This is a genomic window from uncultured Lactobacillus sp., assembly GCF_947367085.1.
GTDB lineage: Bacteria > Bacillota > Bacilli > Lactobacillales > Lactobacillaceae > Lactobacillus.
Window position 1 is genome coordinate 44207 of record NZ_CANBCP010000003.1, and the last position, 25858, is coordinate 70064.

Genomic DNA, 25858 nt, shown 5'->3' on the forward strand with positions numbered 1-25858 from the left:
TATGACCAAGCAATTGCATGAGGTAGTCATCCCCGTCGACCCATTACCTGTCTGGTATTATGTTTTTCACCATCGACAAGGCGATCAATACATTGCACCTCACTGGCATCGCGGAATTGAATTAAGTTACGTAATACAGGGTAAGATCAACGATTTTTTAATTAATAAAACACATTATTCATCTAAGTCTGGCAAAATCTTAGTAGTCAACAGCCAGGAAATTCACAGTATTCGCAATTTTTCTCATCCTGACGATTTGGCTTTATCGATTATTTTTCCATATGAGTATGTGTCTCATCTTTATCCATCAATTGATAAGCAAATTATCCAAATCAATGATTCCACCTACTTTACCAGCCAGCAAAAACTTAGCTATAGCAAGCTACAAGGGTTACTTGGTCAATTTGTCAGTCTATATTTCACCGATTCTGACTTTAAATACTTGGCCGAGCAAAACATTATCCTCCAAGCTCTAACAATTTTGTTGCGTGATTTCACCATCAAAAAGCCCAAAGAAAATCTCAACGAGCGCAAAGTCTACGTAATTAATCGCCTTCAGTTTATTACCCAATACGTTAACAACCATTATCAAGAACCAATTAATTTGGCCGATATCGCTCACAAAGCAAATATTTCACAAGAATATCTTGCCCGCTTTTTCAAAAAACAAATGGATATGACGGTAGATACTTATATTGGAAATGTCCGTGCCCAACATGCTCATTATGACTTAACTACCAAAAAAACTAATCTAACTACTACTGCAATCAATAACGGTTTTTCAGGAGTACGGACAATGAATCGTGCTTTTAAGCGCCTATATGGCAAAAGTGCTTCCGAACTGAAGCAAGAAAATATATAAAACAGATCAATCAGCGCCAATTAATGGTTAAGATTGGTCTGTTTTTTCTTATCCTATTTTCCTTATAATGTAAGCGAATTCAGTAAAACAACTTATCTTGAGGGGGATTCAAAATGGCTGATGAAAAAGTTTTAGAAGCAGTAAAAGAAATACGCACTAGCTGGAAAGCTAGCGATGACAAACGTGACGAAGGCCTGGCACACGATATACCTGAAGTTAAAAGAATTGATGATATTCAATACGGTGACGATCCGAAATGGAACTTACTTGACTTGTACTTGCCCAAAAACATAAATGGTAAAATACCTATCATTATCAACATTCACGGTGGTGGCTGGGTTTATGGGACAAAAGAAACCTATCAATTTTATGGTTTAGGAATGGCTAAACGTGGCTTTGCTTTTGTAAATCCTAACTATAAATTAGGCCCCGAAGTTCAATTTCCTAAGGAATTAGATCAAGTAAATGCATATATTCACTGGGTTGCACAACATGCTGATGAATATAATTTAGACAAAAATAATGTTTTCTTGATTGGCGATTCTGCTGGTGGTCAAATGGCGGAACAATATACGACGATTTTAACTAATCCAGACTACCGTAAAAAGTTTGGCTATCAACTTCCTGACTTAGCTTTTAGAGCAGTAGCCCTGAACAGCCCAGCTACTTTTATGCTGGATAAAGGCATGATCAGTGGAGCTACACAAGCTTACTTTACTGAAGATCTACTAAAAGATGAAAAAGTTCGCGATCTCTTAAACGTTGAAAAATACATTACTTCAGACTTCTTACCAACCTTTATTTCAACTGCTAACCAAGACTTTATTCATGATTGCAGTGTAAGATTGGATGGCTTTTTAAGAGCTAAAGGAATTGAAGTTATCCAAAAATCTTGGGGCGATGACGATCATCCCGAACCACACGTTTTCTTAATTAATCAAAAAGACGAATTAGCTAAGCAAGCTAATGATGAAGAGGCGGAATTCTTCAAAAAGCATATGGTTAAGTAGGTTTTGATGGGAGGAATTCAAAATGAAAGGAAAAAGAACGCAGGATCATCTGATCTTTAAGATTTCATTACTATCGATTTCAATCTTTTTGATGATGGCACCGGCTATTTCACCGGCTCTGCCATTGATGTATCACGCTTTTGCTGGTGTTGATCGCGCAGGCGTTGAAACTTTAGCAACAATTCCAAATATCGGAATCGTAATTGGTTTATTGATCAGCCCATTTTTGATTAGATTTTTAGGAGAAAAAATCACGATCTTAGCTGGTTTAATCATCACCTTACTTGCAGGTACCTTTCCAATGTATGCGACAGCTTATAGTTTGATTTTAGCTTCACGCTTCTTGATTGGCTTTGGGATTGGATTATTCAACTCACTTGCAGTTAGTTTGATTCCACAATTTTATGGTGATAATGAAGAAAAACTAGCTACGATGGTCGGTTTTCAAAATGTAATGGGCGGACTTGGTGCAGCGATTGCGTCATTTCTAATTAGCTGGTTAGTAACAATTTCTTGGCATGCTGCATTTGCAATTTACTTTTTAGTAATCCCTGTATTAATTTTATTTACACTCTTTGTTCCACTTCCAAAACCAAAACGCCTATCGAATGAACAAAAACACGCTAAACCAAAGCAAACAGTAAATGGTAAAGTGATTTTAATTGCTGTCTTGATGTTCTTCATCTTTATGTTCTACATGCCTGTTTCATTTAAGTTACCTGCTTTAGTCGTTCAAGAAAAATTAGGTACGATCAGTGAATTATCACTACTTACTGGTATTTTGAACTTAGTCAACATCCCCGTTGGGGCATCATTTGGCTTCTTCTTTAAGAAGTTACACGATAAGATCTTCCCGGTTGGCTTTTCAATTGTAACGATTGGGATGTTACTAATTACTTTTGCCAATAACTTTGCAATCTTAGCACTTGGGAACTTAATTTTAGGTATTGGCTTTGGCTTGGCCGTACCTTACATGTATAACTGGCTTGATTGGTCAGCTCCGGAAAACTCAGTTAACTTAGCTACGACAATTGTTTTGGTTTTAGTTAACGTGGGATGTGCTATTTCACCAATGTTTATCAACGCTATTGCACCAAACGCTAAAATGGCATTTATTCTTGTGTCAATCTTCTTTGCCTGCTTTACTGCTTATGCATTCATCCACTATCTACGTGTTCATAAAAAACAAGTTAGTGCTAAAACTCAAAAAGCATAGAAAATTTAATCATAGTATATAAAAAAGTAGAATCTCAAAACGAGAATTCTACTTTTTTGCATATTTGCAAAATTATTTAAGTTAAAGTAATTACCAAACTCCAAATTGATTGATCAACTTAAAAATGACCTCATTTTTTTGCAATGATTTATCAGTGGGATGAATAAATAAATCCCAAGCTTGTGCTTGTTTTTCTGATAAGCGCAAACCTCTAAAAGCAAGAGCGTCATTAATATAGCTCATAGTTTTACCAAGACGAATAGATAAAGTTATTCCCTCATAGGATTGATGTTTTAAATCATATAAGGTTTTATCGATCACTTGGTATAATTCATCGAACGCTAAAAACTGATTATTTTTTCCATATGGCTCATTTTTCAATTCATATTTTAAATTATTTAATAATGCATATGCTTGTTTAACATCGTCATGATCTATCTTGGCCATCCTCTACCACCACTAATCTATTTCTATATCATTGCCAGCGGCTGTTTACTTGTTGGCTGAGGAAAATCAGCATTGATTAACTCCAGCTCATCTTGAGTCAATTTAATGGCTTGTGCTGCCAGATTATCCTTAACATGGCTAATCTTGCCTGCCTTAGGAATCGTCAAAATCTGCCCATTTCTCAGCGTCCAGGCAAGCATTATTTGATGTACGCTAGCATGATGATCACGGGCTACAATTTTCAAGTTATTAGTTACCCTAATTGAATTACCATTACCTGAATTAAACGGTGAATAGCCGATAAAGCCTATTCCTTTTTGTTTTTGCCAATCCAGTAAGTCATATTCGACGCCACGTTTTTCAATATTATATAAATCTTCGTTAGCAAAACATTCACTGCCGCTTTCAACGCCGAAGAGTTCCTCCATATCGCTTACGTCAAAATTCGACACACCCCAATAGCGAATAAGACCTTCTTTTTGAAGCTGCTTTAAACCAGCAACTGTTTCTGATAAACGCTTATTTCCACGCCAGTGAAGTAGGTAAAGGTCTAAATAATCGGTTTTTAAACGTCGCAAGCTATTTTCTAAGCTACGCCGCTCTAATTCTGCAGTCGCATGATAGGGATAAAATTTAGAAATCAAAAATACTTTACTGCGATCATAACCTTTTAAAGCTTCACCAATTAAAGACTCACTTTTGCCTTCACCATACATTTCAGCGGTATCAATAACTTTTAAGCCATTATCAAGTCCATAACGCAAAGCTGCAATTTCGTCTTTACGCTTATTTTTATCTTCTCCCATGGCCCAAGTTCCCATGCCAATACCAGCTAAATTTAAGTCTAAAAACTGATTGCTCATTGTCCGTCACCTCATTTAAATTTTAACGCAAAAACTATTTTTTCAAAAAAATGTAAGCGGTTAAGTTGACTAGACCAATTTATCATTATATAATGGACTAGACCAGTAAATAAGGAGGTACTATCATGAAGGTAATTATTACAAAAGACAACATTGAAGGCGGCACTAAAGCTTTTGAAATCATTAAAAAAGGGATGGGAAACGGAGCTAAGGTTCTAGGCTTAGCAACTGGTTCTTCCCCAATTCCAATGTATGATGATATGTGCGATAGCGATCTTGATTTTTCAAATATGACTAGCATCAACTTAGATGAATATTACGGATTAAATCCAGACAATGATCAAAGTTATCATTACTTCATGCAAAAGCATTTATTTGATAAAAAACCATTCAAGAATTCTTATATACCTAATGGAATGGCTAAAGACATTGATGAAGAAGTAGATCGCTATAATGAAATTATCGCTGACAATCCTATTGATATTCAAATCTTAGGAATTGGACGCAACGGTCATATTGCCTTCAACGAACCAGGTACTCCTTTTGGCAGCTTAACTCACAAAGTTAACTTAACTGAGAGCACAATTAAGGCCAACTCACGCTTTTTCGATAATGAAGATGAAGTGCCTCGTCAAGCAATCTGTATGGGTATTAAATCTATTATGCAAAGTAAAAAGATCGTTTTACTTGCCTTTGGCGAAAGTAAACAAGATGCAATCAAAGCTTTAGTAGAGGGTCCTGTAACTGAAGAAGTTCCAGCTTCCATTTTGCAAGATCACCCAGATGTAACTATCATTTGCGACGAAGAAGCTGCCGCAAAATTAAGTGATAAATATAGAAAATAATAAAATAAACTCCATACATAAAAAGACTGACATCAACGCTTTTTCTAGTAAGAAACGTTATGTCAGTCTTTTTTGGTCCTTTAATTTTTACTCACTTAAAACCTGGCTCACATTGCCATCATGTTCATCTAAAACACGCGCAGCTTTATCCACACCAAAGCCAGTTTTTGCCATGACAATTGCCAGTGGTACATTCATGTGCGCTTTTTTCAGGATTTCACTAGCTCCAGCTTTATCCACATGTGTACAACTTACAATTATTCTTTCGCTCCTATCCACAAGTTTTTCATTGGTCGGTTGAACATCAATCATGACATTTTCATATACTTTACCTTGCTTAATCATTACACCTGTGGAAATCATGTTTAAAATCATCTTTTGCGCAGTCCCCGCCTTCATACGCGTAGACCCCGTGACAACTTCAGGTCCTACAACAGCTTCAATTGGAGCCTGTGCAAATTTGCCAATTTCACTTTCTGCCACACAAGCAACTGAAATCGTCACACTTCCTATTTCCTGTGCATATTTTAAACCGCCTATTACATAAGGAGTGCGTCCACTAGCAGCTAAGCCAATAACGATATCATTGGAATTTAAATTAAGCTTTTTTAAATCTTCCTGGGCTAACTCTTGCGAATCTTCCGCTCCTTCAACAGCCTTATATATTGCATGCTCACCACCTGCAATTAAACCAACTGCCCGCTCAGGTTTTATACCATAAGTTGGAACTAATTCAACAGCATCTAAGACGCCTAATCGTCCGCTGGTTCCTGCTCCAATATAAATTAAGCGACCTCCTTTGTGATAATTTTCAGCAGCCAAATCAATTGCCTTGGCAATTTGCGAACTTTGCTTACCAACGGCATCCGCAATTTTTTTATCCTCATTATTAATCGTTTTGACAATATCGAGTGTCGACATTGTATCAATGTGCATACTAGCGGGGTTTCTTTGCTCCGTAGTCAAATCTTTTATTGACATAATAATTTCTTTCCTAACTACTCTATACTTTTTAATTTATTTGTTAGCTCCTCAGTCTTAGTCATTTCTTTTTCTAAACGAGGTAGATCCTTATTAATAGTTGATAAATACAATAAGCTTGAAACAAATATTTCAGAAAAAAGAGAATCAATTGCTCCAACTCGTAGTAGCTTTTCCTTAGTAGGTAAGTTGATCACAACATCTGCAAGCTTAGCTAGCAGTGACTGAGTACTACGTGTAATTGCAATAATCTTGGTTTTATTTTCACGTGCGCGCTGGGCTGCAACGATCATTTCCTTAGTTAACCCACTATAAGAAAATAAAACTACGACATCACTAGGAGTTGAAAAATAAATTCGTTCCAAGCTAATATGGGCATCTTGACTATAAAACGCAGACTTACCAGCACGAATTAACTTGTAGTAAAAATCAGTTGCTGCTAATCCTGATGCTGCAATTCCATCTACAATTATATGATCTGCTTGGCGCAGATATTTTACTGCCTGATTTAAAGATTCAAGATCAATCGAATCAGCCGTCAACTCTGTATTTTGTCTAGAATTAACAAGTAGCTTTTTCAAGATCATATCCGGTGTATCGGTTTGCTTAACTAAGGGATCGATCTTTTCTTCTGGCTTCACTCTCACTTGGGCTAGCTTAATCTTAAAATCATTTAATCCTTTAAAGCCCAGCTGCTGACAAAAGCGAATAATCGCAGCAGCACTTGTTTTAGTTAATTGACCCAACTTATTTGCATCATTTTCCAGAAAAACAGTAGGATTTTGCAAAAAACAGTCTGCAATCTTATGTGAGGTTACTGTCAATTTTTTTGAATTTATAGCTTCTTCAAAAAAGTTCATCTAATCATTTCCTTTAATTCGTCAAAATCTTACCAATTTGGGCCATCATTTCAATAATCTGTTCATAATTTGCGATATCATCATAGCTGTTCATCACGCAGCAATCTATCAAGTCATCTTTATTTTCAAAACGCGCTATATCGTGTTGAATATCGATTAATTCGCCAGTTTTATTAAAACTAGTGTATTTGGGATTCACATAGGCAACTAATTTATTACGAACTTGCTGGTACTTAAGAGCATTTTTAACTAAAGCAGTAACACAATCATCACCTGCTAATAATTGCTCAAAGATGTCCATAATAGTTACACATGAAACCAAATTTTCCGGACCTAACTTCATCAAATAGCGACCTAATTGGACCTGATCAAAATTTTCTTGCAAAAAAGCATTAATTTTTTCTAAGCCATAATAATCAAGTAAAGCGTTAGTTGCTGTATTATCAGAAAGACAAAGCATCAGATCAATTAAGTCTCGGATCTTATATCGCTTAATGCTCAAACGATTAATGACACCTGCGCCACCGACAATTTGGTTAGGCTTTAAGATAACAACATCATCTAATGTATCGGGTCTTTGGCATTTAATATAAAGTGCAATTCCTAACTTGATTAGTGACGCTGACTTAAATTCTACGTGAGAATTTTCTTCAAATATAGTTTTTTGATCTTGGCGAATAATTATAGCCTGCTTCCAAGATGCTTGCTTAATTAAGCTCTTGATTCTTTCAATTTTATCAATCATGATTAGCCCTTTAAAGTAATGACATTACCCTTTAAAGATAAATATTTCTCTAAGTCCGGATCGCCTGTTGCCATAAAAATCGAGTCTAAATCAATAAACTGTACATTTTTGTTTGCTACCGCAAAAGCAACTGCTGCTGCAATACTTTCAACAGGTTCAATCATGCATCCCACCATCGTATTGACATTATGGGCTTGGGCTAAATCATTGATTTTAATTGCCTCACTCAAGCCGCCTGTTTTCATGAGTTTGATATTGATATAGTCACATGCACGATTTTCCAGCAAATTAATTGCATCTTCATAAGAAGCTACACTTTCATCAGCCATAATCGGAATCAGCGAATGAGCTGTTAAATATACCATGTCTTCTATCGCATCTTTTTTTACAGGTTGTTCAATAAATGCGACATTAGTGCCTGCTGACTGCCAAGCTCGACTTGCCTGTAGAGTTTGCTTACAATTCCAAGCTTGATTGCAGTCAATTCGCAATGAAATCTTGTCTCCAACTGCTTGACCAATCTTTTTTACAGTATCGATATCTTCCAATAAGGAATTAGCGCCAAGCTTAATTTTTAATGCTGAAAAGCCTTGTCCCACTAGATCTTTGGCTTCATTAACCATATGATCTTGACTGCCAATGCTGATAGTATAGTCAGTCTTTGTGCTACCTGCTGAGCTACCTAATAAATTAACTAAAGATTGCTTGCTTTCTTTAGCTCGCGCATTATATAAGGCAATTTCAACAGCTGCTTTAGCAGGAGTATTGTGAACGATACTATTTTTCAAAAGGGATAAACATTCATTCCAATTATCAAAATCTTTTCCAACTAAGACCGGCGTAATCACATTTTTAATTACATCTTGTGCCGTTTGGAGACTATCACCTGTCACTTTTTCATTCGGCGTAGCAGTACCTATACTACAAGTTCCATCGCTCAAAGTCACTTTTACACGGACACTTTCAATTTCATCAACTTCATGAAGTGCAGTGATAAAGGGATGCTTTAGCGGTACTTTTTTAATATCACAATCTATTTTTTCTATTATCAAACTCATTTGTTCACCTGCTCTTTTTGCCCAAAAAACTCTCCTAGAGCCGCTCGTCGATCTGCAATCCATTTTTTATTTTCTCGGGTAGGATAAATCCTATTGGTCAAACAAACGAAGCCTTGCTTTTTATCCAGATCAAATGCAATTGAAGTTCCTGTAAAGCCGCTATGCCAGAACATATTCTTATTCTGGTCCCAAAGCTGCCAGCCTAAAGCACGATCATTTTGACGAAAAACGGGATTTCTCAAATAATCATAAAAAACTTTAGGAAAGACTTGCTTATCTTCAAATTTTCCACCCGTAAGTAAGATTCTCAAAAATTGCGTTAGATCAGATAAAGTCGAAAACAAACCGGCATGACCGCTAACTCCATCTAGCAAATATGCCTTATAATCATGAACCTGTCCTCGCACTATTCCACTGCGATCTGACTGATATTCCGTGGGAAGACATATCTTTTTTAACTCTGACGGCGGATTATAGGTTGTATGCAGCATCTTTAAGGGTAAAAAGACGTGTTTTCTTAAAGTATTAGCTAGATTTTCCTGATCGATTTTTTCGATAATCCAGCCCAAATAAATATAGTTTAAATCTGAATAAATCGCCTTATCTTTTTCAATTGGCTTAGCAGATTTAACTTTTTGAATCAACTCAGTACGACTCATCTCATGCACATTTTCAAAATCAGCTATAAAGCCACTCGTATGCATCAAAAGCTCTTTAATCGTAATTTCCGGGCTAGCACTATCCTTAATAAAATCACCAATAGTATCATCTAAATTTACTTTTTTAGCTGCCATCAATTGAAAAATTCGTGTCGTAGTTGCTACTACCTTAGTTACTGAGGCTAAATCATACATCATTTCTGGTAGTAGTGGGTTTTTATGATCATCTTGAAAGCCGTTATAAGCATACAAGTTTTCATCTAAACCAATAAAACTATATGATGCACCATAGATATCTTGATTTGAAATTGCTTGTTCAATAACCTCAATAGCTTTTTTAGTATTTGGATAAATCATCTGACTCACTACTTTTTATTTATGTAATCCATGATTGAAACATCCGGTTCATTCGGTATCATTTGAGCTGTAATCTTAATACCTTTATTAATCAAATCTTTGATTGTAGCAATATCTTGATCATTTAAATTAACCGACTTTTTAACAGCATGCGAATTATCGTGAGCAGAAATATTGCCTACGTTAAATTCTTTCATCCCTACAGCTTCTGCAATCTTGCCCATATCTTGAATATTACGAGTAATAACAAAAACGTGATCTTCGCCATACTTATTATTTTTCAAATTTTCAATTGCGCGATTAACTGAACAAATACTTAGTTTAATTCCAGCGGGTTTAGCAAGCTTTAATCCTTCAATTCGCATGTCATCACGAACCACTTCGTCATTTGCTACCAGAATTCGGTTAGCACCGACAACATTTGTCCATACCATTGCAACTTGGCCATGAATCATTCGTTCATCTACTCTTGCTGCACAAATACTCATTTTTCACACCTCTCGACTTTAAAACAAGCTACCAATCCAATTACAAATTGGTTGAAGATTACCTAGAATCATTCCTAAGCCAATCAATACAAAGATTAACCTAGTAGAATTCATATGTTTCTTACCTAAAATCCAGTATGAAAACAGAGCAATAGCTAATGGAACCAGAGCTGGCATGATCTTATCAAGCATCCCTTGAACAGACATCGTAACTTTCCCAACTTTATAGGTTAAATCGATCTTGTAGTTAATTAATGCAGGGATCATCCCTCCGACTACAGTCAAACCTAAAACAGAAGCCCCTTCTGTTAGCAAGTTCATCTTATCTGAAAATGCAAAAGCCAATTTCTTACCTTGACTCAATCCAATGTTAAAGAACTTCCATCTAATCCAGGTAATCACTGCACACCCAATTACGGGAATTAATAAACCTAACGCTTGACCTGACATACATAGATAAGCAGTGATTGAGTAAATAATAGCATTATAAATAGCTACAAAGACCGTATCACCAACACCGGCAAATGGCCCCATTAAACCGGTCTTTAAACCAGCAATAGCTTTTTCATTGTCATCATTCATGCCCAATTCATCTTGTAAGGCAATATCAGCACCAACAATTAAGTGTGACATTTGAGGAGTGGTATTAAAGAATTCCATCTCAAGCTTGAGTGCTTGTTTCATTTTATCTTTTTTATTCTTATATAAGCGCTTCAAAGCTGGCATTACAGTATAGGCATAGCCTAAGCCTTGCATTCTTGGATAGTTCCAGCCTAACTGCAAGCCTAAGGTGTTACGCCAAAAGATTTTATTTAAGTCACCTTTAGTTAAATTGTTCATCTTTAGTTGCTCTTTATTCTTCTTAGGCATCGAACTCAACCTCCTCTTCATCTACACGATTGGCCTCAATCGCATCATTTGGATTTTGAATATTTTCTATATGCTTTGGCTGACTAGTAGATTGTTTAGTTTCTACTGAATTGGCTTTTTGATGATCTTTACGTCTGTTCATGACATAAATTGCAGCTAAGGCAAAACCGATTAAAGCTAGACCCAATAATGAGAATTGCTTTGCAAAGTAAGCCATTAATGCAAAACCTAAAATAAAGTAAGGATAATATCTCTTCAAAGGTAAATATCTCATTAAAATAGCAATACCCATAGCAGGTAAGATAATACCCGCAGTCTTTAAGCCGTTCATTAACCATTGAGGAATCCAATTATTAATAGCTTTTACAACTGCCGCACCAAAAGTCAAACCAATAAATACTGGAATTGCACGTGACAATACCCAAGGAATAATACCGTAAAGGTTATTTCTTTCTACTGCTTCGTAATTACCTTTTTCAGCTTCTCTAGTTGCGTGATTTTGGAAGTAAGTGTTAGCCAAACGCGCTAAGATATCCATTTGCGTTAAAAGTAACCCAATTGGAATTGCCAATCCAATTCCGTATGCAGCTCCTCTACCTGAAATAATGGCATAAGCAGTTCCCATGACAGCTCCTGACAAAAAGTCGGGCACTGTTGCACCACCATAAGTAGCTACACCCAAGGTAGCTAATTGCAAGGTAGCACCAACAATTAAGCCAGTCTTTAAATCTCCTAATACTAAACCAGCAACTGCTCCACCAAATACAGGTGAGTAAATACCGGTCTTTAATGATAGAGCATCTAGTTGTCCTAAACCGACATACAAGCTTAAAACAATAATTGCAATCGCCGAAACTTTCATAATTTTACCTCCTTTGGTAAACGTTTACATGTATATTTTAGCACTTATTTGAAATGTTATTTCAAAAATAAAGAATATTATTCGCACATTTGTAATTATATTTCAAAAAATAAAATCGGACTTTTCCTCAAATTTACTTGACAAGTGCGTGTGGAACATAATTCAAAAATTGCTTGCTTACATACAAGATATTGTTTTAAACTTATAAAGCAAACAACATATTGTAGAAAGAACGTGATTAAAGTTATTGTATTGAGTGGGCCAATTGGAGCCGGTAAATCCAGTTTAACCAGTATTTTGGCTGAACATTTAGGTACCCAAGCATTTTATGAAGGAGTAGACAATAATCCAGTATTGCCTTTATATTACAAGGATATGAAGCGCTATACATTTTTATTGAATACTTACTTGCTCAACCATCGTTTAGCACAAATTAACCAAGCAGTTCAAGAAAAAAACAGTGTTTCCGACCGTTCCATTTATGAAGATGCACTATTTTTCAAAATGAACGCTGATAGTAAAGTTGCAGATCCGACTGAATTTAAGATTTACGACGACTTACTTGATAACATGATGGAAGATACTCCAGGTAGTCCAAGCAAAAAGCCTGATTTACTAATTTATATTCACGTTTCATTAGATACAATGCTTTCTCGCATTAAAAAGCGTGGTCGTTCTTTCGAACAAATTAGTACTGATCCAGGTTTAAAGGATTACTATAAGCGGCTTCTTAGCTACTATGAGCCTTGGTATGAAAAATACGATGCATCCCCTAAGATGGAGATTAATGGGGATGACCTGGACTTCGTAGTTGATGAAGATGCAAAAAAAGAAGTTTTAAGCGAAATTGATCGTAAACTACATCAAATTGGAAATTTATAAAATAAAAAGTTAGAAGGAACGTGATGACAGTTATTGTTTTAAGCGGGCCAATTGGAGCCGGTAAATCCAGTTTAACAGGTATATTATCAAAATATTTAGGCACTGATCCTTTCTATGAAAGTGTTGATGACAACCCAGTTTTGCCACTATTTTATGCGGATCCTAAAAAATACGCATTTTTACTTCAGGTATATTTCTTAAATACGCGTTTTCACAGCATAAAGGCTGCTCTTAGTGAAGGAAACAATGTCTTAGATCGTTCAATCTATGAAGATGCGCTATTTTTCCAAATGAACGCTGACATTGGCCGCGCTACAAGTGAAGAAGTTGATACTTATTATGAGCTACTTCACAACATGATGGCAGAATTAGAGCGCATGCCAAAAAAGAGTCCAGACTTGTTAGTGCATATTGATGTTTCATATGACACCATGATCAAACGTATTCAAAAACGTGGCCGTCCTTATGAACAATTAAGCTATGACTCAACTCTTGAAGATTACTACAAGCGCTTGCTGCGCTACTACAAGCCATGGTATGAAAAATATGATTATTCTGAAAAAATGGTGATCGATGGTGATAAATTTGACTTTATGAGCAGCGAAGCTGATCGTGAAGCAGTCCTTGATCAAATCACTAACAAATTAAAATCCATGGGCAAGCTGCCAATGGATTGGGATAAGTCAGCAGATATTCAAATTGAAGCATAAATAAAAATCCGAGATTCAGTAAAAAGAATCTCGGATTTTTGATTGAGAAATAGATTTATATACCACTAAATATTTAAACTAGTACATCTAATTTATATATAAAAACTAAATTAATGCTCTGATGCACCACTTACAGCATCTGCAGCTTCACCCTTCAATTGGTTATCTGGAGTTACTGGGTAAGGTGGCATGACACTCTTACTTGTTGAAGAAATGCCCCAGTCAGCTGAGTAAGTAAAGTGGTCAATCTTAGCATGCTTAACATCTTCAATAGTCTTGCAGCCAGTCAATTGCATATCAATCAATAATTCCTTATTCAATTGTTCAATAACAGATTGAACACCTTGAGCACCACCTAATGCTAAGCCGTAAAGGAATGGTCTACCAATACCAACTAAGTCAGCACCTAATGCCAAAGCCTTGAATACGTGTGAACCACGACGTACACCACCATCAAAGATGATTGGAACTTTTCTGCCAGCGTGACGAACTTCTCTAGCAATTTCTGGTAAAACATCAATAGTTGCAGGACCACCGTCGACTTCACGACCACCGTGGTTAGAAACTTCAATACCATCAGCGCCAGCACCTAATGCCTTGTAAGCATCTTCAGCACATTTAATACCCTTAACGATAAGTGGCAATTTAGTTAATTGCTTGATCTTTCTTACGTCATCAGGACCAATCTTTTGAGCAGAATTTGCATACATTTGAGCAACACTTTGACCTTCGCCCTTGCCGCCAGTCCATTCTTGGAAGAATGCTAGAGGAACTGGGTAAGTAAAGTTGGTACGGATGTTAGCTTCACGATAACCACTAACTAAAGCATCAACAGTTAAGTAGAAGCCTTCAAAACCTGCTTTTTCTGATTCTTCAATAACCATCTTGTTGAAGTCCCAGTCTTTACTTAAGTATAATTGCATAAATCTGTGAGACTTGCCGACAGCTTTTTGAACGTCTTGAACACTCTTGTTACAATAAGTACTCATCCCAAATAACGCACCAGCTGCTTTTGCACCTTTAGCAGTGTCAATTTCAGCTTCTGCATTGGCAATACCGTGACAAGCAATTGGACAAATCATTACAGGAGTCTTTAAATCCATTCCCATAAAGGTTGTATCTAATTGTGGATCTTGCATGTTAGTTAATGCACGTGGAACGATTTGGAAATGATTAAATGCTTGGGTATTGTTGCGCCAAGTCCATTCATTTTCTGCACCACTAGCAATGTAATAGTAAGCACCCTCTGGCATAATTTTCTTAACTTTTTCTGGAAGTTCAAGCAAATTAGTCATCTTTAACTTTTCTTCCCGAGTGCTTTGAGGAAATCCCTTAAAATAAACTGTCATGATTTGACCTCATTTCTTATTTTCGTATACAAATACATTTTAATATGTTTGAAAGCGTAAACAAAATAAAAACTATCGTGAAATACATCACACAATGTAACCTCATCTCACATATTATAACTATCTCAATTATTTTTAAATTTATAATTCGTGTTTACTCCTTTAAAAATGAATGGTAAACTATTTAAGTCATCTTTATGACTAATAAATCCGAACATTAACTATTTGGAGGAAAAGATGGATTTCATTTCAAAATATTTCAAACTTAATGAGCTTGGAACTAATATTCGTACAGAATTTATCGCAGGACTTACCACTTTTATTAGTATGTCCTATATCTTATTTGTTAACCCTAGTGTTTTAGGTGCTAGCGGAATGCCCACAGGAGCTGTATTTACCGCAACTGCCCTTGCTGCCGCTCTTGGTACTGCCATCATGGGTATTGTTGCTAACTACCCAATCGGTGAAGCACCAGCGCTTGGAATTAACGCGTTTTTTGCTTACACAGTATGTATTGGAATGCACGTTTCTTGGCAAACTGCCTTAGCCAGCGTTTTTGTAGCATCAATCATCTTCATCTTGATCACATTATTTAAATTAAGAGAAAAGATTATTGATTCTATCCCTTCAGATTTAAAATTCGCCATTTCTTCTGGTATCGGTTTATTTATCGCTTTCTTAGGTTTGCAAGATGGTGGAATCATTGTAGCCAACAAGTCAACTTTGGTTAGCTTAGGTTCACTTCACAATCCTTTAGTTTGGATTACTATCTTCGGCTTACTTGTAACTGTCGTATTAATGATCTTGGGTGTTCCTGGAGCAATTTTTATTGGGATGGTTTTAGCTGCAATTTTTGGAATTTGCACTGGTCAAATCGCCCTTCCCCATAAATTTGTTTCACTAGCACCAAGTTTAGCTCCAACTTTTGGTCAAGCTGTCTTTCATGTTAAAGATATCAATTCACTTCAAATGTGGGTGGTTGTTTTAACCTTCTTATTAGTTACCTTCTTTGATACTGCTGGTACTTTAATCGGGCTTGCTCAACAAGCTGGTTTTATGAAAAACAACAAAATGCCTCGCGTAGGTAAAGCTTTAGCAGCGGACTCAACAGCAATGATGTTTGGTTCAATTTTTGGTACATCCCCTGTTGGAGCCTTTGTTGAATCAAGTGCTGGTATCGCAGTTGGTGGTCGATCCGGACTTACTGCTGTTTTTGTGGCGATCTTTTTCTTGATCTCCATGATCTTTAGTCCTCTTCTCAGTATTTTCACTACCCAAGTTACTGCTCCGGCTTTGATCATCGTTGGAGTATTAATGGCACAAAACACTGCCCATATTCATTGGAACAAGCTCGAAATTGCCGTTCCTGCATTTCTTATCTTACTCGGCATGCCGCTTACTTACTCCATTTCTGATGGATTAGCATTAGGGATGATCACTTACCCAATTTGTATGGTTTCTGCAAAGCGTGGTAAGGAAGTTAGCCCGATGATGTGGGTACTGTTCGTGGTATTCATCATCTTCTTATGGGTGCTGAATTTTAAATAAAATAGATTTTGATACACAAATACCGATTATCGCTTTTTGATGATAATCGGTATTTTTTATGGTTTTAACTGTATTCTTGTTAAACGTATTTAACAAAATTAGGTATTTTTATTTAGTATACTTTAAAGCAATCATTCTCCAGCTGGTAAAAACTTGCTCAATTTGCCAGCAAAAGTTTCAATGTTCAAGCTCTGGATATACACTTCTCCACTTCCTTTAAAGGTATTAACTATACCTTCACCAGTTCCAATTGACTGAATAAAGCCATTATCAAAGTGGATATCATAGTCTAAATCTGTCGACCAAGCTACAACATGGTTATTATCGATGGTAATTTCATCATTATTGAGTTCAATTTTCTTAATTGACCCATAGGCATTACATAAGACTACTCCATCGCCTTCAGTTGTCATCACAAAAAAGCCACCAGTCCCCGCAAGTAGCGCTCTACCAAGCGATTGTTTTTTCATGGAATAACTAGCTGATCCATCCATAGCTAAGAACTTGCCATCATTAATGCGATATTGCTTATCGCCTAATTGCAATGGCAAAATTTCTCCTGGTAAAGATGGTGCAATTGCTAAATGACCAGTTTCTTTTTCAGCCTCAGCTTCAGTAATCCAGAAGCTTTCACCAGAAGTTACGCTGCGTCCTACTGCGCGCATTAGCTTACCAATTCCAGAACCTGCACCATTTACCTTAGTATTTAAGCTGATACTTGTAGAATGATAAACCATACTACCACGCTGGATATAGACTCTTTCGCTAGGCTCCAATTCAATATCAATTAATGGAAACTGCATTTGCTTATCAATAGTATACTTCATGCGATTGTCACTCATTTTTTGCACCTCTTTGTATATTTTTGACTCATTTTAGCAATTCAAATTCCTAATGACAAGAACTAATCACTCGCGCGCAACTTCCAAGCAATATGCTTTCTTTCCACATTTTGGACAGCGTAGTTTGCGAAAGCGTGGTGTATGAGCCGAAAAATTAAAAGCCCAAAAGGTGGGCACAAACCTCTCACCACAATTAGGACAAACATAAGCTACTTTTTCATAATAATAATGAACAAGCCACAAACTTAGTCCAAAAATCACTAAGACCAAGAATCCTATCGTCCAAGGAATCATCGAAAATCGGTGAATCTTAAATAAATGCCAAATCCAGACAATTCCAAAAACTTCTATTATTGTTAATCCTAAGCCCCAACCTAGCATCTTTCTTCTAAAAGATCTTAATTCATTTGCTTTATTCATCGTCTGCGTAATATCAAGCAAGTTGTCGATCTTTAACCCATTAAATTTTTGCAAGTGACGAATTTTGTCTTGTTGCTGCTGCAAACGTTCAATTTCAGCTTTGTTATCGCGATACTGCTGACTTAAGAGCAGCTTCAGAGACTTTTCCCCATCTTGATCTTGCAATAAACTGCGAATCTGCTTTAACGAAAACCCTAATTCTTTTAAATATAGAATCTCTTGCAATTGAAATATTTGCTCATCACTATAATAGCGATAACCATTTTCTTTAACGCAATCTGGCTTTACTAAGTCTTTTTCATCATAATAGCGCACCGTGCGCGTACTGATATTTAGCCTTTGAGCAACTTGGCCGATCGAATACTTTTGCGACATTACTTTCACCTCCTGATTTTAAAATACCGGCTTACGCAAGGTTAAAGTCAAACAAATATAACTTTTATTTTTAAATAAATAAGTATAAAATCTATTCTATTCTTTAATGAGGTTATCAAAATGAAAAAGTTTCTACCAATTCTATTTCTTACTATATTATTAACTGCATTATTAACTGCCTGTTCTACTCAAAAGAATGACAAAAATGAAAATACTAGTTCAAGTGCTAAAGAACCCAGAACAACAGTTAGAATCAAAAAGACTACTCCTGACATTCAAAAAAAATACCCTGGTCTAAAGCTAATGACTGTTCCTAATCAATTTCGTGGCACTTGGTATCGCAGCGATGAGTTTTCTAAAAAAGCTCGTAAGTTAGTAATTTCTGAGCACCTTATCAATTGATCTGTTCTTTACCAAAAAATAGGAAATTTTAAGTTGGATCATAATTCGGAGAAGCAAAATAAAGTATATGCTGGCGACATTTCGATTGGCAGAATTGAGCAAAGAAATGGTACACAATGGCTACGCGTGCGTGACGTCTTAGGCACTGTAGACTTCATTTACATTCCAGGAAACTTTCAAGGTCATCAATGTTTATTTTTAGCTTATTCTTCTGGCGACATCCATAGTGCTATCTTCAAAAATGCAAAGACTGCTATTAAATATCGTAAGTATGATTTCTCTAAAGTAAATTAGTGAGCGGACAGTGGCATATTCTGATATTCAATTACTTTTACTTTCTTCAATATTTCCCAGGAAATACTGAATCAATTTGCGCAGCCGCCAATTTTCTGCTAGAATACTTAACAATCAAGTTATCTATATATCGTCGAAATAAGGTCGACAGTATCTACCCTGAGCCATAAATTCAGGACTATAGGTATCAGACGTCATAAATCAAAAAGGACATCTTTTACCCATGGCTGCGGGTGAACTATGTCCTTTTTCTTTTTTATTTTTGGAGGATTAATGCAAGTCTTAAACAGAGTTTTTCACTTAGATCAGGCAAATACTAATGTTAAGCGCGAACTAATTGCTGCTTTAACTACTTTTGTTTCTCTATCTTACATTCTTTTTGTTAACCCTAACATCTTAAGTGCTGCAGGTATTAATAAAGGTGCAGCTTTTACGGTTACTGCAGTCGCTACTGCAATTGGATGTTTCTTAATGGGATTCATCGCTAACTATCCGATTGCATTGGCACCTACTTTAGGTAGTGCAGCCTTTTTCTCTTACAACGTAGTTATCGGAATGCACATCAATTGGCAGACTGCCCTAGCTAGTGTGTTAGTTGCTTCTATCTTATTCATCTTAATTACTGTCTTGAAATTACGTGAAAAAGTAGTTGATGCTATTCCGCAAGACCTAAAATACGCAATTTCTGCCGGAATCGGTTTGTTCATTGCCTTTATTGGACTTCAAAACGGAAAAATGATCGTAGACAACAAGTCCTCACTAGTTGGACTGGGTTCATTCAACAATCCTGAAATCTGGATTACCTTATTTGGTCTTGTTTTAACTGTCATTTTGATGGCCGCAAAAGTTCCTGGTTCCATCTTTATTGGGATGATCATAACTGCAGTCTTTGGCATGGTAATTGGTCAAATTCCAATGCCTCATGGAATCGTTTCTGCTGCACCAAGTATTGCTCCAACTTTTGGTCAAGCAGTCTTCCATATTAAAGATATCAATACTCCACAACTATTTATGGTTGTTTTGACTTTCTTGTTAGTTACTTTCTTTGATACTGCAGGTACTTTAATTGGAATGACCCAACAAGCTGGAATGGTTGATGAAAATGGTAAGATCCCTCGTATTGGGAAAGCTTTCTTATCAGATTCTCTAGCAATGGTGGAAGGTTCAGTCTTAGGTACCGCTCCATTAGGTACTTCAGTTGAATCAAGTGCTGGAATTGCCATGGGTGGTAGAACTGGTTTGACTGCAATTTTCGTCGGAATCTTGTTCTTAATTTCAATGATCTTCAGCCCGCTCCTTGCAGTTATTCCGACTACTGTAACTGCGCCAGCCTTAATTATCGTCGGTGTGCTGATGGCCGGAAATCTAAAATATATCCACTGGGATAAGTTTGAAGTAGCCTTTCCGTCATTCTTAGTTGTTGTAGGGATGCCGCTAACTTACTCAATTTCTGATGGATTAGCACTTGGTATGATCGCTTATCCAATCACAATGATTGCAGCTAAGCGCTACAAGGAAGTTAGTCCGATGATGTACATCTTATTCGTCATCTTTATTATTTTCTTCTTAATTACAAATATGGGATAAAAGCTTGAGCGTCACTAGACAGTGGCGCTTTTTTGGGCATCAATTTTGAGCTTTTAACCAGCAAATAATAAAATATAATTATCTAATTTATAAGGAGAAAAATATGGTAGCACAATCAATTACGCGCGATCAGCTATTTTTAAGTCAAAAATCGCACCACGCAACTGCTGCTGACTTAAATATTGCTTCAAACTTGCGCGACACTTTAATTTCACATGACAATCAAGCCGCAGGCTTAGCAGCTAATATGATCGGACAAAACAAACAGATCATTGCATTTTTTGCAGGTCCACTTCCAATGGTGATGCTCAATCCCGAGATTATTAAAAAGAGCGATCCTTATTTAGCAACGGAAGGATGTTTATCGCTTGATGGCCAGCGATCTACACAAAGATACAAGAATATCACAGTAAAATATCAAGACACTAACTTGCAAGAACATGAGCAAAACTTTTCTGATTTTACTGCTGAAGTTATTCAGCATGAAATTGACCACTGCAAGGGAATCTTGATTTAGCCAACAAGTAAAGCGCCTAGTTTTAAAAACTAGACGCTTTTTTAACTCTCGCGAACTCGCGCGCGAATAACGAGAGTTCGCGAAAGTTCGCGCGAGCAACGTGAATAAGATATAATTAATGTAAAATGTTTAATTATACGGAGTTATGATATGGACTTTTTAGATTTTAGTAAGATTACTTCTTCAGATACTTTTAAAACGCCTGAAGAAAATGAAACAATTGAATATAAAGAATCAAGTTGGAAATTACCTAAATCATTTTGGGAAACTGTTAGTTCTTTTGCCAATACCGCTGGTGGGATTATAGTTTTAGGTATTTCAGAAAATAAGCAGTTACATGAATACCATATAATAGGTGTAGACAATCCCGAGGATATTATCACTCAAATATTTAACGACAATAATAACCCTTCTTGCTTAAATCGTCCCATTATTCAAAATAAAGATATAACCATTTCCAAATTCAAAAACTTATCTCTCGTTCAAATCATTATTCACCCAGAACAATTTAATAGTCGACCGGTTACAGCTTTCGGTAAAGCCTATATTAGAACTGGTGACGGTGATCGTCTAGCTACTACTGATCAGCTCAAATATTTTACCGTCGAAAGCCAAAATGAAATAGACACCCATTTGCTTCCTAGCACTTATACAATAGATGATTTAGATCCTAAAAGCATTCACGAATATCGCGCACTTTTAAACGAGAAAGGCATTATCACAGTTTCTGACGATATAAATGATAAAGAGTTTCTCTATTCAATAGGCGTCTTTAGAAAAGACCGTCTAAGTAATTCAAATGAGTATCGTTTAACTGATGGAGGATTGCTCTTTTTTGGTAAGTATATTTCTATCACTGATCGTTTTCCAAGGTTTCAATTAGATTATCAAAAATATAACAGTGATAGTGCTGTTAACTGGATTGACCGTGTTTCAGCAGGTGATATGAATTTTCCAACTCTTAATATCTTTTCCTTTTATAATATAGTTTCTAGTAAATTAGAAAATAGTGTCGCTGATCCCTTCATCCAAGATCAGCATCTCAGCCGTACTTCTTACCATGCAGACCTCGTATCTGCTGCCAAAGAAGCATTAGTTAATTCTTTAATGCATGCATATTACGACGGTACGGTGGGCATAAAAATAGTTGATCGACCAAGTTATTTTGAATTTACCAATCCAGGAACAATGCGCGTAAGCAAGGAATCATTTTTACGCGGACAATATTCTTCCATTCGAAATACCGAAATCGCTGGTTTATTTAGAAGAATTGGGATATCTGAGACCGCGGCTAGTGGCGGCCCACGAATTTTAAATGCTGCACTAAAAAACAAATTGAATGATCCAGAGATCAATATTGATTATGGCATGAATACCACTAAAATTAGAACTTGGAAATCGTTCAATACTAATAGCAATAGTGAATTATCAGACCTTGAGCAATTTATTATAGCAATGGCAAAACAATATAATAATCTTTCCATTAGTCAAATTGTCAAAAGTCCTAAAAATAACTATGGTAAAGAAACCGCAGTTAGAAATGCCATTAATTCTTTATTGGATAAAAAAATCCTTAATAAAAGAAAAGATGGTAGAAGATTTACCTATAGTCTAAGCTCTACTAATGATTATCTTTCCCAGGTAAAGCATCTTAAACATTTAGAAGATAATATTCTAAAATAATCAACTCTCGCGGACTCGCGCGCGAATAACGAGAGTTCGCGAAAGTTCGCGCGAGCAACGCGAGTTAAAAAAGACGTCCAATTTTGGACGTCTTTTTAAATTGTACGATTGGTATGGCCGCTTTCAATACTTATCTTGACACTCCAGTAAAAAATTTCATAGATTACTGCTAAAGCTGCAAGCCAAATCCAGAAATAGATTTGATTAAAGAAAAATAATAAAACTCCAATAGCAAAGCCAAAAAGCAGAGTGATGTTAGTTCCAATAAGCTTTAACGGCTTGTTGCAAATTCCTCTGCACACCACATAATAAAATTTAAAACAGAAATATGCACTGGCCATCAGCCCCAAAGCTCTCATTAAGTAAAAGACATTGAAAAAGACAGACACAAAGCTAGCTACAAAGTAAACACCGAAGATAATGGAATATACGATTGCATACCACTTAGGAAAAGCATTACTTTCTACCAGCACCTGACTAATCTCAAAGATAAAATACAGCATCCCGCCTAATTCCAAAAAGGCAAAAAAGATCCCCATATTATAAAGCAAGATTGGCAACATCGCTAAGACAATCACTAGTGCAATCCAAGCTATCCAATAATTTAGTTTTCGATCTCTCATCCATTTTTTATAATGCTTATCCACTAGTCTCATCCCTATTCTACTCATATATTATAGAAAATAATATCACTTAAATTAATTATTGCAATCATTTATTAATCATGATTTAATTTTGTTAATATATTTTAAAATGTGAGGAGGAAGATGGGATGACGATTGGACAAGCCTTGAAAAGAAAGCGCGAAGACCTAGGGTTATCTCAAGAGCAGATGGCGGCGGGAATAATATCACGTGCGCAATACGGCAAGATTGAGAAGGATCAGCATGATATTTCATTTGCGGCCCTACTTTCTATTCTGTGTGCACACAACATCGATATAACTTCTTTTATAAATCAAATAGATTCGCATCTTGTTTCTCACTATAAGTTGGAGGAGCCTATTGTCTCTAGTCAATTAGTTGGAGCTTTTTATGAAAACAATCCATCTACGATAAACTCACTACAAGAAAAAATTAATGCCTCTGAAAATGAAGAATTGAAAATTATAGCTCAACTTGAAAGAGCCACACTAGAAAACAACTATGATGATTTAGACTCTTCAATCGTCAAAAAAATTCAAGAATATATATTTTCTGACGAAAATTGGACTAGTGATATAGTTGCGCTACGTTATTTTGGCAGTAGTATGCCACTACTTCCGAGATATTACTTAGATCTTCATATCAAACAACTACTTAAAAAGTACGCAAAGATTACTAACTATCCACTTGAAACACAAGAGCGTATCTGTGCTATTGGTGGTAATTATCTTTTTAATACCTATCAGGAACCCGATTCTTTTTTGTTTCAAGCTAGTGTAACTCTTTTAAAGAGTTCACTTTGTCATCCCCATCTTTGGCAATATAAAGTAATTGCTCAATATTTTGAATACTATGTAACTCAAAACAAAGCTGCTTGTGATAATATACTCCAAATTCTAAAAAGCACACATGAAGAGCACCTACTAAATACCTTGCCGATTTTAAGCTAATGCTCAAATTCGAGCATTTTAAATATTTTCTCAAAAAGCGGTGTATTATTAGCTTAAATAATTTTTAACAACTAAGAAAAAAATTATTTGCAATTCATAAATCTATAATTTATTTGGAGGACAGAAAAATGAAAAAGTCTAAAAAATTAACAGTTTTTTGTGCTAGTGTAGCTTTATTTTTAACAGCTTGTTCTTTATCTACACCAGCCTTCGCAGCAACTCAAACTACTCAATCACAGGAGCAAGTTGATAACGGCTTTGTCGACCACATCTGGTATCAAACTGTATTATACGGTACAACAGAACGAAACGTATATGTAACTGTATCCAGAGGTAATCAAGCTTTTAGAGGATATATTCAAAGAAAATATACAGTACCAAGTGGACATGGTCCTACAGGAGTTTTCTATGGTGGGTATCTTTACAACACTAAATTAAGAAATTATCCCACCCCAATTCTTAATAAACGAGTTCAACCATTAACTATTGATAATCATTTGACTAAAGATAATGCATTATAAAAATAGGTGGTAGAAAATATGAAATTTAATAAAAAATTAATGGTATTGAGTGCTCTCCTTTTGTTATCAGTAGCTAAAAATAGTGCACCTGTACAAGCAGCCGTTGTTAATGTTGATTCTACCCAAAATGTTCAAAGATTACCTGCAACCAAAAGAGTGCAAGGAGTTAAGCGAGTAGGTCCGTGGCACAGCGGTTTCAGCACCGCACCTGTCGATACACCTTGGAAAATATCATACAATGATGGTAGATATACAGGATATCTGTATAGACAGACAATGTCACAAGAATATCGCAATGGAAAAATTCGTTGGGTTGTTTACTATGGTGGGACGGTCCATTTGAAATAATTTTATAAAATTATATATATATACTTTAAAAATGCTAAGAGGTGAAACAAAATGAATAAAAAACTTCTAGCCGTCGTTGCTATCGTCGTAGTTTTTTTAGTTGGGGGATGCGGCTGGCTAATTTATCGTAATTCTTCAACTGTACCTAAAGACCTAGCTAGCCAGGGATATCAAACCTATGATGCACGCCAAAGCGATAATACATTGGTCAATCACGTAGGACTCCATCTCTTCTTATATGTTGGCAAAAACACTGCAACTTTAACGGCTTCAGAACCCGTAGAAAAGTCTGGCGCTCAAAGCAATGCAAAACAGCTTCACTCAGACACTCCTACGGCTAAAGCTCTTTACAAGGCTCTAACTGGACACGATACTTATAATCCAAGTGATTATAAAAAGCCATTTAGTGTCGATCTTGGGCGAGTTCACGTTTCCCAAGACAAAAATAGTTGGACTCTTAAGAGCAAAGAATTGACACTAACTTTCCACAAAACTTCTAGTGGTAACTGGGCAACACCTGATGGTACAATTTGGTTCCCAGTAAAAACTAAATAAACATTGATCCTAAATATCCAGTCTCATCAGCTTTAACTTAATTCCTTACCTGTAAGGTTAAGTTAAAGCTGATTTTTTTAATCATTTAAGTTGACAAATGTAAACAAT

At 36.1% G+C, this 25858-nt stretch carries 30 protein-coding genes and 1 riboswitch; of the genes, 16 read left to right on the plus strand and 14 right to left on the minus strand.

Annotation, left to right across the window (positions count from 1 at the left end):
* Position 1 precedes the first annotated feature (1 nt).
* The 3 genes from Q0Y70_RS01000 (at position 2) to Q0Y70_RS01010 (ending at position 3088) form a co-directional block, all read left to right on the plus strand.
* Entirely contained in the window at positions 2-862 is an 861-nt protein-coding gene (locus Q0Y70_RS01000) for an AraC family transcriptional regulator (protein ID WP_297815450.1), read from the plus strand.
* 113 nt (positions 863-975) lie between these two features.
* Entirely contained in the window at positions 976-1872 is an 897-nt protein-coding gene (locus tag Q0Y70_RS01005; RefSeq protein WP_297815452.1) for an alpha/beta hydrolase, read from the plus strand.
* Between the two features lie 22 nt (positions 1873-1894).
* Complete coding sequence (locus Q0Y70_RS01010; protein WP_297815454.1) at positions 1895-3088, plus strand: MFS transporter; 1194 nt, start codon at positions 1895-1897, stop codon at positions 3086-3088.
* Between the two features lie 90 nt (positions 3089-3178).
* Here Q0Y70_RS01010 and Q0Y70_RS01015 read toward each other — a convergent pair whose 3' ends face one another.
* Both Q0Y70_RS01015 and Q0Y70_RS01020 read right to left on the minus strand, forming a co-directional pair.
* On the minus strand, positions 3179-3535 hold the full coding sequence (locus Q0Y70_RS01015; protein WP_297815455.1) for a hypothetical protein: 357 nt from the start codon (positions 3533-3535) through the stop codon (positions 3179-3181).
* Between the two features lie 23 nt (positions 3536-3558).
* Positions 3559-4398, minus strand: coding sequence for an aldo/keto reductase (locus tag Q0Y70_RS01020; RefSeq protein WP_297815457.1), 840 nt, complete (start codon positions 4396-4398; stop codon positions 3559-3561).
* Positions 4399-4523: 125 nt separating this feature from the next.
* Here Q0Y70_RS01020 and nagB point away from each other — a divergent pair, with 125 nt between their 5' ends.
* Positions 4524-5243, plus strand: a complete 720-nt coding sequence (gene nagB, locus Q0Y70_RS01025; RefSeq protein WP_297815459.1) for a glucosamine-6-phosphate deaminase — start codon at positions 4524-4526, stop codon at positions 5241-5243.
* Positions 5244-5330: 87 nt separating this feature from the next.
* Here the strand turns inward: nagB and murQ are convergent, their stop codons facing one another.
* The 8 genes from murQ to Q0Y70_RS01065 are packed head-to-tail and all read right to left on the minus strand — an operon-like array spanning position 5331 to position 12123.
* Entirely contained in the window at positions 5331-6224 is an 894-nt protein-coding gene (murQ, locus tag Q0Y70_RS01030; RefSeq protein ID WP_297815461.1) for an N-acetylmuramic acid 6-phosphate etherase, read from the minus strand.
* Between the two features lie 17 nt (positions 6225-6241).
* Positions 6242-7084 (minus strand): MurR/RpiR family transcriptional regulator, encoded by an 843-nt coding sequence (locus tag Q0Y70_RS01035; RefSeq protein ID WP_297815463.1) that lies wholly within the window; start codon positions 7082-7084, stop codon positions 6242-6244.
* A gap of 13 nt (positions 7085-7097) precedes the next feature.
* Positions 7098-7829: a serine hydrolase gene (locus Q0Y70_RS01040; protein WP_297815465.1), complete on the minus strand. Its 732-nt coding sequence runs from the start codon at positions 7827-7829 to the stop codon at positions 7098-7100.
* Positions 7830-7831: 2 nt separating this feature from the next.
* Positions 7832-8887 (minus strand): dipeptide epimerase, encoded by a 1056-nt coding sequence (locus Q0Y70_RS01045; protein WP_297815467.1) that lies wholly within the window; start codon positions 8885-8887, stop codon positions 7832-7834.
* The gene (locus tag Q0Y70_RS01050) at positions 8884-9903 is read right to left on the minus strand and encodes a serine hydrolase (RefSeq protein ID WP_297815469.1); all 1020 of its coding nucleotides are present in this window, start codon (positions 9901-9903) and stop codon (positions 8884-8886) included. Before Q0Y70_RS01050 ends, Q0Y70_RS01045 begins: the two co-directional genes overlap by 4 nt.
* Positions 9904-9911: 8 nt before the next feature.
* Complete coding sequence (locus Q0Y70_RS01055; protein WP_297815471.1) at positions 9912-10391, minus strand: PTS sugar transporter subunit IIB; 480 nt, start codon at positions 10389-10391, stop codon at positions 9912-9914.
* An 18-nt stretch (positions 10392-10409) separates the two neighbouring features.
* Positions 10410-11261 carry a PTS system mannose/fructose/sorbose family transporter subunit IID gene (locus tag Q0Y70_RS01060; RefSeq protein WP_297815473.1) on the minus strand — a complete coding sequence of 284 codons (852 nt, stop codon included), beginning with the start codon at positions 11259-11261 and terminating at the stop codon, positions 10410-10412.
* Complete coding sequence (locus Q0Y70_RS01065) at positions 11254-12123, minus strand: PTS sugar transporter subunit IIC (protein ID WP_297815475.1); 870 nt, start codon at positions 12121-12123, stop codon at positions 11254-11256. Before Q0Y70_RS01065 ends, Q0Y70_RS01060 begins: the two co-directional genes overlap by 8 nt.
* Positions 12124-12357: 234 nt before the next feature.
* On the opposite strand from Q0Y70_RS01065, the gene Q0Y70_RS01070 reads away from it, so the two are divergent.
* On the plus strand, positions 12358-13005 hold the full coding sequence (locus Q0Y70_RS01070) for a deoxynucleoside kinase (RefSeq protein WP_297815477.1): 648 nt from the start codon (positions 12358-12360) through the stop codon (positions 13003-13005).
* A 23-nt stretch (positions 13006-13028) separates the two neighbouring features.
* Complete coding sequence (locus Q0Y70_RS01075; protein ID WP_297815479.1) at positions 13029-13715, plus strand: deoxynucleoside kinase; 687 nt, start codon at positions 13029-13031, stop codon at positions 13713-13715.
* A gap of 110 nt (positions 13716-13825) precedes the next feature.
* Here Q0Y70_RS01075 and Q0Y70_RS01080 read toward each other — a convergent pair whose 3' ends face one another.
* Positions 13826-15064, minus strand: coding sequence for an alpha-hydroxy-acid oxidizing protein (locus Q0Y70_RS01080; protein ID WP_297815481.1), 1239 nt, complete (start codon positions 15062-15064; stop codon positions 13826-13828).
* Positions 15065-15301: 237 nt separating this feature from the next.
* Here Q0Y70_RS01080 and Q0Y70_RS01085 point away from each other — a divergent pair, with 237 nt between their 5' ends.
* The gene (locus Q0Y70_RS01085) at positions 15302-16612 is read left to right on the plus strand and encodes an NCS2 family permease (RefSeq protein ID WP_297815483.1); all 1311 of its coding nucleotides are present in this window, start codon (positions 15302-15304) and stop codon (positions 16610-16612) included.
* A gap of 131 nt (positions 16613-16743) precedes the next feature.
* Here the strand turns inward: Q0Y70_RS01085 and Q0Y70_RS01090 are convergent, their stop codons facing one another.
* Both Q0Y70_RS01090 and Q0Y70_RS01095 read right to left on the minus strand, forming a co-directional pair.
* Positions 16744-17454: a TIGR00266 family protein gene (locus Q0Y70_RS01090; protein ID WP_297815485.1), complete on the minus strand. Its 711-nt coding sequence runs from the start codon at positions 17452-17454 to the stop codon at positions 16744-16746.
* A 66-nt stretch (positions 17455-17520) separates the two neighbouring features.
* Positions 17521-18249 carry a MerR family transcriptional regulator gene (locus tag Q0Y70_RS01095; RefSeq protein WP_297815487.1) on the minus strand — a complete coding sequence of 243 codons (729 nt, stop codon included), beginning with the start codon at positions 18247-18249 and terminating at the stop codon, positions 17521-17523.
* A 120-nt stretch (positions 18250-18369) separates the two neighbouring features.
* Between Q0Y70_RS01095 and Q0Y70_RS01100 the strand changes: the two genes are divergently transcribed.
* From Q0Y70_RS01100 to Q0Y70_RS01120, 5 genes are all read left to right on the plus strand, one after another.
* Entirely contained in the window at positions 18370-18651 is a 282-nt protein-coding gene (locus Q0Y70_RS01100) for a hypothetical protein (RefSeq protein ID WP_297815489.1), read from the plus strand.
* Between the two features lie 33 nt (positions 18652-18684).
* Positions 18685-18945 (plus strand): hypothetical protein, encoded by a 261-nt coding sequence (locus Q0Y70_RS01105; protein WP_297815491.1) that lies wholly within the window; start codon positions 18685-18687, stop codon positions 18943-18945.
* 103 nt (positions 18946-19048) lie between these two features.
* Positions 19049-19146: riboswitch (purine riboswitch) on the plus strand.
* A gap of 72 nt (positions 19147-19218) precedes the next feature.
* Entirely contained in the window at positions 19219-20532 is a 1314-nt protein-coding gene (locus Q0Y70_RS01110; protein WP_297815493.1) for an NCS2 family permease, read from the plus strand.
* A gap of 103 nt (positions 20533-20635) precedes the next feature.
* Positions 20636-21049: a peptide deformylase gene (locus Q0Y70_RS01115; RefSeq protein ID WP_297815495.1), complete on the plus strand. Its 414-nt coding sequence runs from the start codon at positions 20636-20638 to the stop codon at positions 21047-21049.
* A 150-nt stretch (positions 21050-21199) separates the two neighbouring features.
* Positions 21200-22732 carry an RNA-binding domain-containing protein gene (locus Q0Y70_RS01120; protein ID WP_297815497.1) on the plus strand — a complete coding sequence of 511 codons (1533 nt, stop codon included), beginning with the start codon at positions 21200-21202 and terminating at the stop codon, positions 22730-22732.
* A 95-nt stretch (positions 22733-22827) separates the two neighbouring features.
* Here Q0Y70_RS01120 and Q0Y70_RS01125 read toward each other — a convergent pair whose 3' ends face one another.
* Complete coding sequence (locus tag Q0Y70_RS01125; protein WP_297815499.1) at positions 22828-23388, minus strand: hypothetical protein; 561 nt, start codon at positions 23386-23388, stop codon at positions 22828-22830.
* A gap of 116 nt (positions 23389-23504) precedes the next feature.
* Here Q0Y70_RS01125 and Q0Y70_RS01130 point away from each other — a divergent pair, with 116 nt between their 5' ends.
* From Q0Y70_RS01130 to Q0Y70_RS01145, 4 genes are all read left to right on the plus strand, one after another.
* A complete protein-coding gene (locus Q0Y70_RS01130; RefSeq protein WP_297815501.1) occupies positions 23505-24326 on the plus strand; it encodes a helix-turn-helix domain-containing protein in 822 nt (273 codons plus the stop codon).
* A 128-nt stretch (positions 24327-24454) separates the two neighbouring features.
* Entirely contained in the window at positions 24455-24847 is a 393-nt protein-coding gene (locus tag Q0Y70_RS01135) for a hypothetical protein (RefSeq protein ID WP_297815502.1), read from the plus strand.
* A 60-nt stretch (positions 24848-24907) separates the two neighbouring features.
* The gene (locus Q0Y70_RS01140; protein ID WP_297815504.1) at positions 24908-25195 is read left to right on the plus strand and encodes a hypothetical protein; all 288 of its coding nucleotides are present in this window, start codon (positions 24908-24910) and stop codon (positions 25193-25195) included.
* 51 nt (positions 25196-25246) lie between these two features.
* Positions 25247-25750: a hypothetical protein gene (locus tag Q0Y70_RS01145; RefSeq protein ID WP_297815506.1), complete on the plus strand. Its 504-nt coding sequence runs from the start codon at positions 25247-25249 to the stop codon at positions 25748-25750.
* The last annotated feature ends 108 nt before the right edge of the window (positions 25751-25858 follow it).

Excerpts from the sequence above, each read along its gene's own strand:
- Q0Y70_RS01050 (WP_297815469.1), bottom strand. The coding sequence starts at position 9,903 with ATGATTTATCCAAATACTAAAAAAGCTATTGAGGTTATTGAACAAGCA.
- Q0Y70_RS01065 (WP_297815475.1), bottom strand. The coding sequence starts at position 12,123 with ATGAAAGTTTCGGCGATTGCAATTATTGTTTTAAGCTTGTATGTCGGT.
- Q0Y70_RS01095 (WP_297815487.1), bottom strand. The coding sequence starts at position 18,249 with ATGTCGCAAAAGTATTCGATCGGCCAAGTTGCTCAAAGGCTAAATATC.
- Q0Y70_RS01060 (WP_297815473.1), bottom strand. The coding sequence starts at position 11,261 with ATGCCTAAGAAGAATAAAGAGCAACTAAAGATGAACAATTTAACTAAA.
- Q0Y70_RS01020 (WP_297815457.1), bottom strand. The coding sequence starts at position 4,398 with ATGAGCAATCAGTTTTTAGACTTAAATTTAGCTGGTATTGGCATGGGA.
- Q0Y70_RS01115 (WP_297815495.1), top strand. The coding sequence starts at position 20,636 with ATGGTAGCACAATCAATTACGCGCGATCAGCTATTTTTAAGTCAAAAA.
- Q0Y70_RS01015 (WP_297815455.1), bottom strand. The coding sequence starts at position 3,535 with ATGGCCAAGATAGATCATGACGATGTTAAACAAGCATATGCATTATTA.
- Q0Y70_RS01075 (WP_297815479.1), top strand. The coding sequence starts at position 13,029 with ATGACAGTTATTGTTTTAAGCGGGCCAATTGGAGCCGGTAAATCCAGT.
- Q0Y70_RS01045 (WP_297815467.1), bottom strand. The coding sequence starts at position 8,887 with ATGAGTTTGATAATAGAAAAAATAGATTGTGATATTAAAAAAGTACCG.
- nagB (WP_297815459.1), top strand. The coding sequence starts at position 4,524 with ATGAAGGTAATTATTACAAAAGACAACATTGAAGGCGGCACTAAAGCT.
- Q0Y70_RS01085 (WP_297815483.1), top strand. The coding sequence starts at position 15,302 with ATGGATTTCATTTCAAAATATTTCAAACTTAATGAGCTTGGAACTAAT.
- Q0Y70_RS01135 (WP_297815502.1), top strand. The coding sequence starts at position 24,455 with ATGAAAAAGTCTAAAAAATTAACAGTTTTTTGTGCTAGTGTAGCTTTA.
- Q0Y70_RS01000 (WP_297815450.1), top strand. The coding sequence starts at position 2 with ATGACCAAGCAATTGCATGAGGTAGTCATCCCCGTCGACCCATTACCT.
- Q0Y70_RS01145 (WP_297815506.1), top strand. The coding sequence starts at position 25,247 with ATGAATAAAAAACTTCTAGCCGTCGTTGCTATCGTCGTAGTTTTTTTA.
- Q0Y70_RS01080 (WP_297815481.1), bottom strand. The coding sequence starts at position 15,064 with ATGACAGTTTATTTTAAGGGATTTCCTCAAAGCACTCGGGAAGAAAAG.
- Q0Y70_RS01035 (WP_297815463.1), bottom strand. The coding sequence starts at position 7,084 with ATGAACTTTTTTGAAGAAGCTATAAATTCAAAAAAATTGACAGTAACC.
- murQ (WP_297815461.1), bottom strand. The coding sequence starts at position 6,224 with ATGTCAATAAAAGATTTGACTACGGAGCAAAGAAACCCCGCTAGTATG.
- Q0Y70_RS01005 (WP_297815452.1), top strand. The coding sequence starts at position 976 with ATGGCTGATGAAAAAGTTTTAGAAGCAGTAAAAGAAATACGCACTAGC.
- Q0Y70_RS01120 (WP_297815497.1), top strand. The coding sequence starts at position 21,200 with ATGGACTTTTTAGATTTTAGTAAGATTACTTCTTCAGATACTTTTAAA.
- Q0Y70_RS01100 (WP_297815489.1), top strand. The coding sequence starts at position 18,370 with ATGAAAAAGTTTCTACCAATTCTATTTCTTACTATATTATTAACTGCA.
- Q0Y70_RS01040 (WP_297815465.1), bottom strand. The coding sequence starts at position 7,829 with ATGATTGATAAAATTGAAAGAATCAAGAGCTTAATTAAGCAAGCATCT.
- Q0Y70_RS01010 (WP_297815454.1), top strand. The coding sequence starts at position 1,895 with ATGAAAGGAAAAAGAACGCAGGATCATCTGATCTTTAAGATTTCATTA.
- Q0Y70_RS01125 (WP_297815499.1), bottom strand. The coding sequence starts at position 23,388 with ATGAGACTAGTGGATAAGCATTATAAAAAATGGATGAGAGATCGAAAA.
- Q0Y70_RS01110 (WP_297815493.1), top strand. The coding sequence starts at position 19,219 with ATGCAAGTCTTAAACAGAGTTTTTCACTTAGATCAGGCAAATACTAAT.
- Q0Y70_RS01055 (WP_297815471.1), bottom strand. The coding sequence starts at position 10,391 with ATGAGTATTTGTGCAGCAAGAGTAGATGAACGAATGATTCATGGCCAA.
- Q0Y70_RS01090 (WP_297815485.1), bottom strand. The coding sequence starts at position 17,454 with ATGAGTGACAATCGCATGAAGTATACTATTGATAAGCAAATGCAGTTT.
- Q0Y70_RS01130 (WP_297815501.1), top strand. The coding sequence starts at position 23,505 with ATGACGATTGGACAAGCCTTGAAAAGAAAGCGCGAAGACCTAGGGTTA.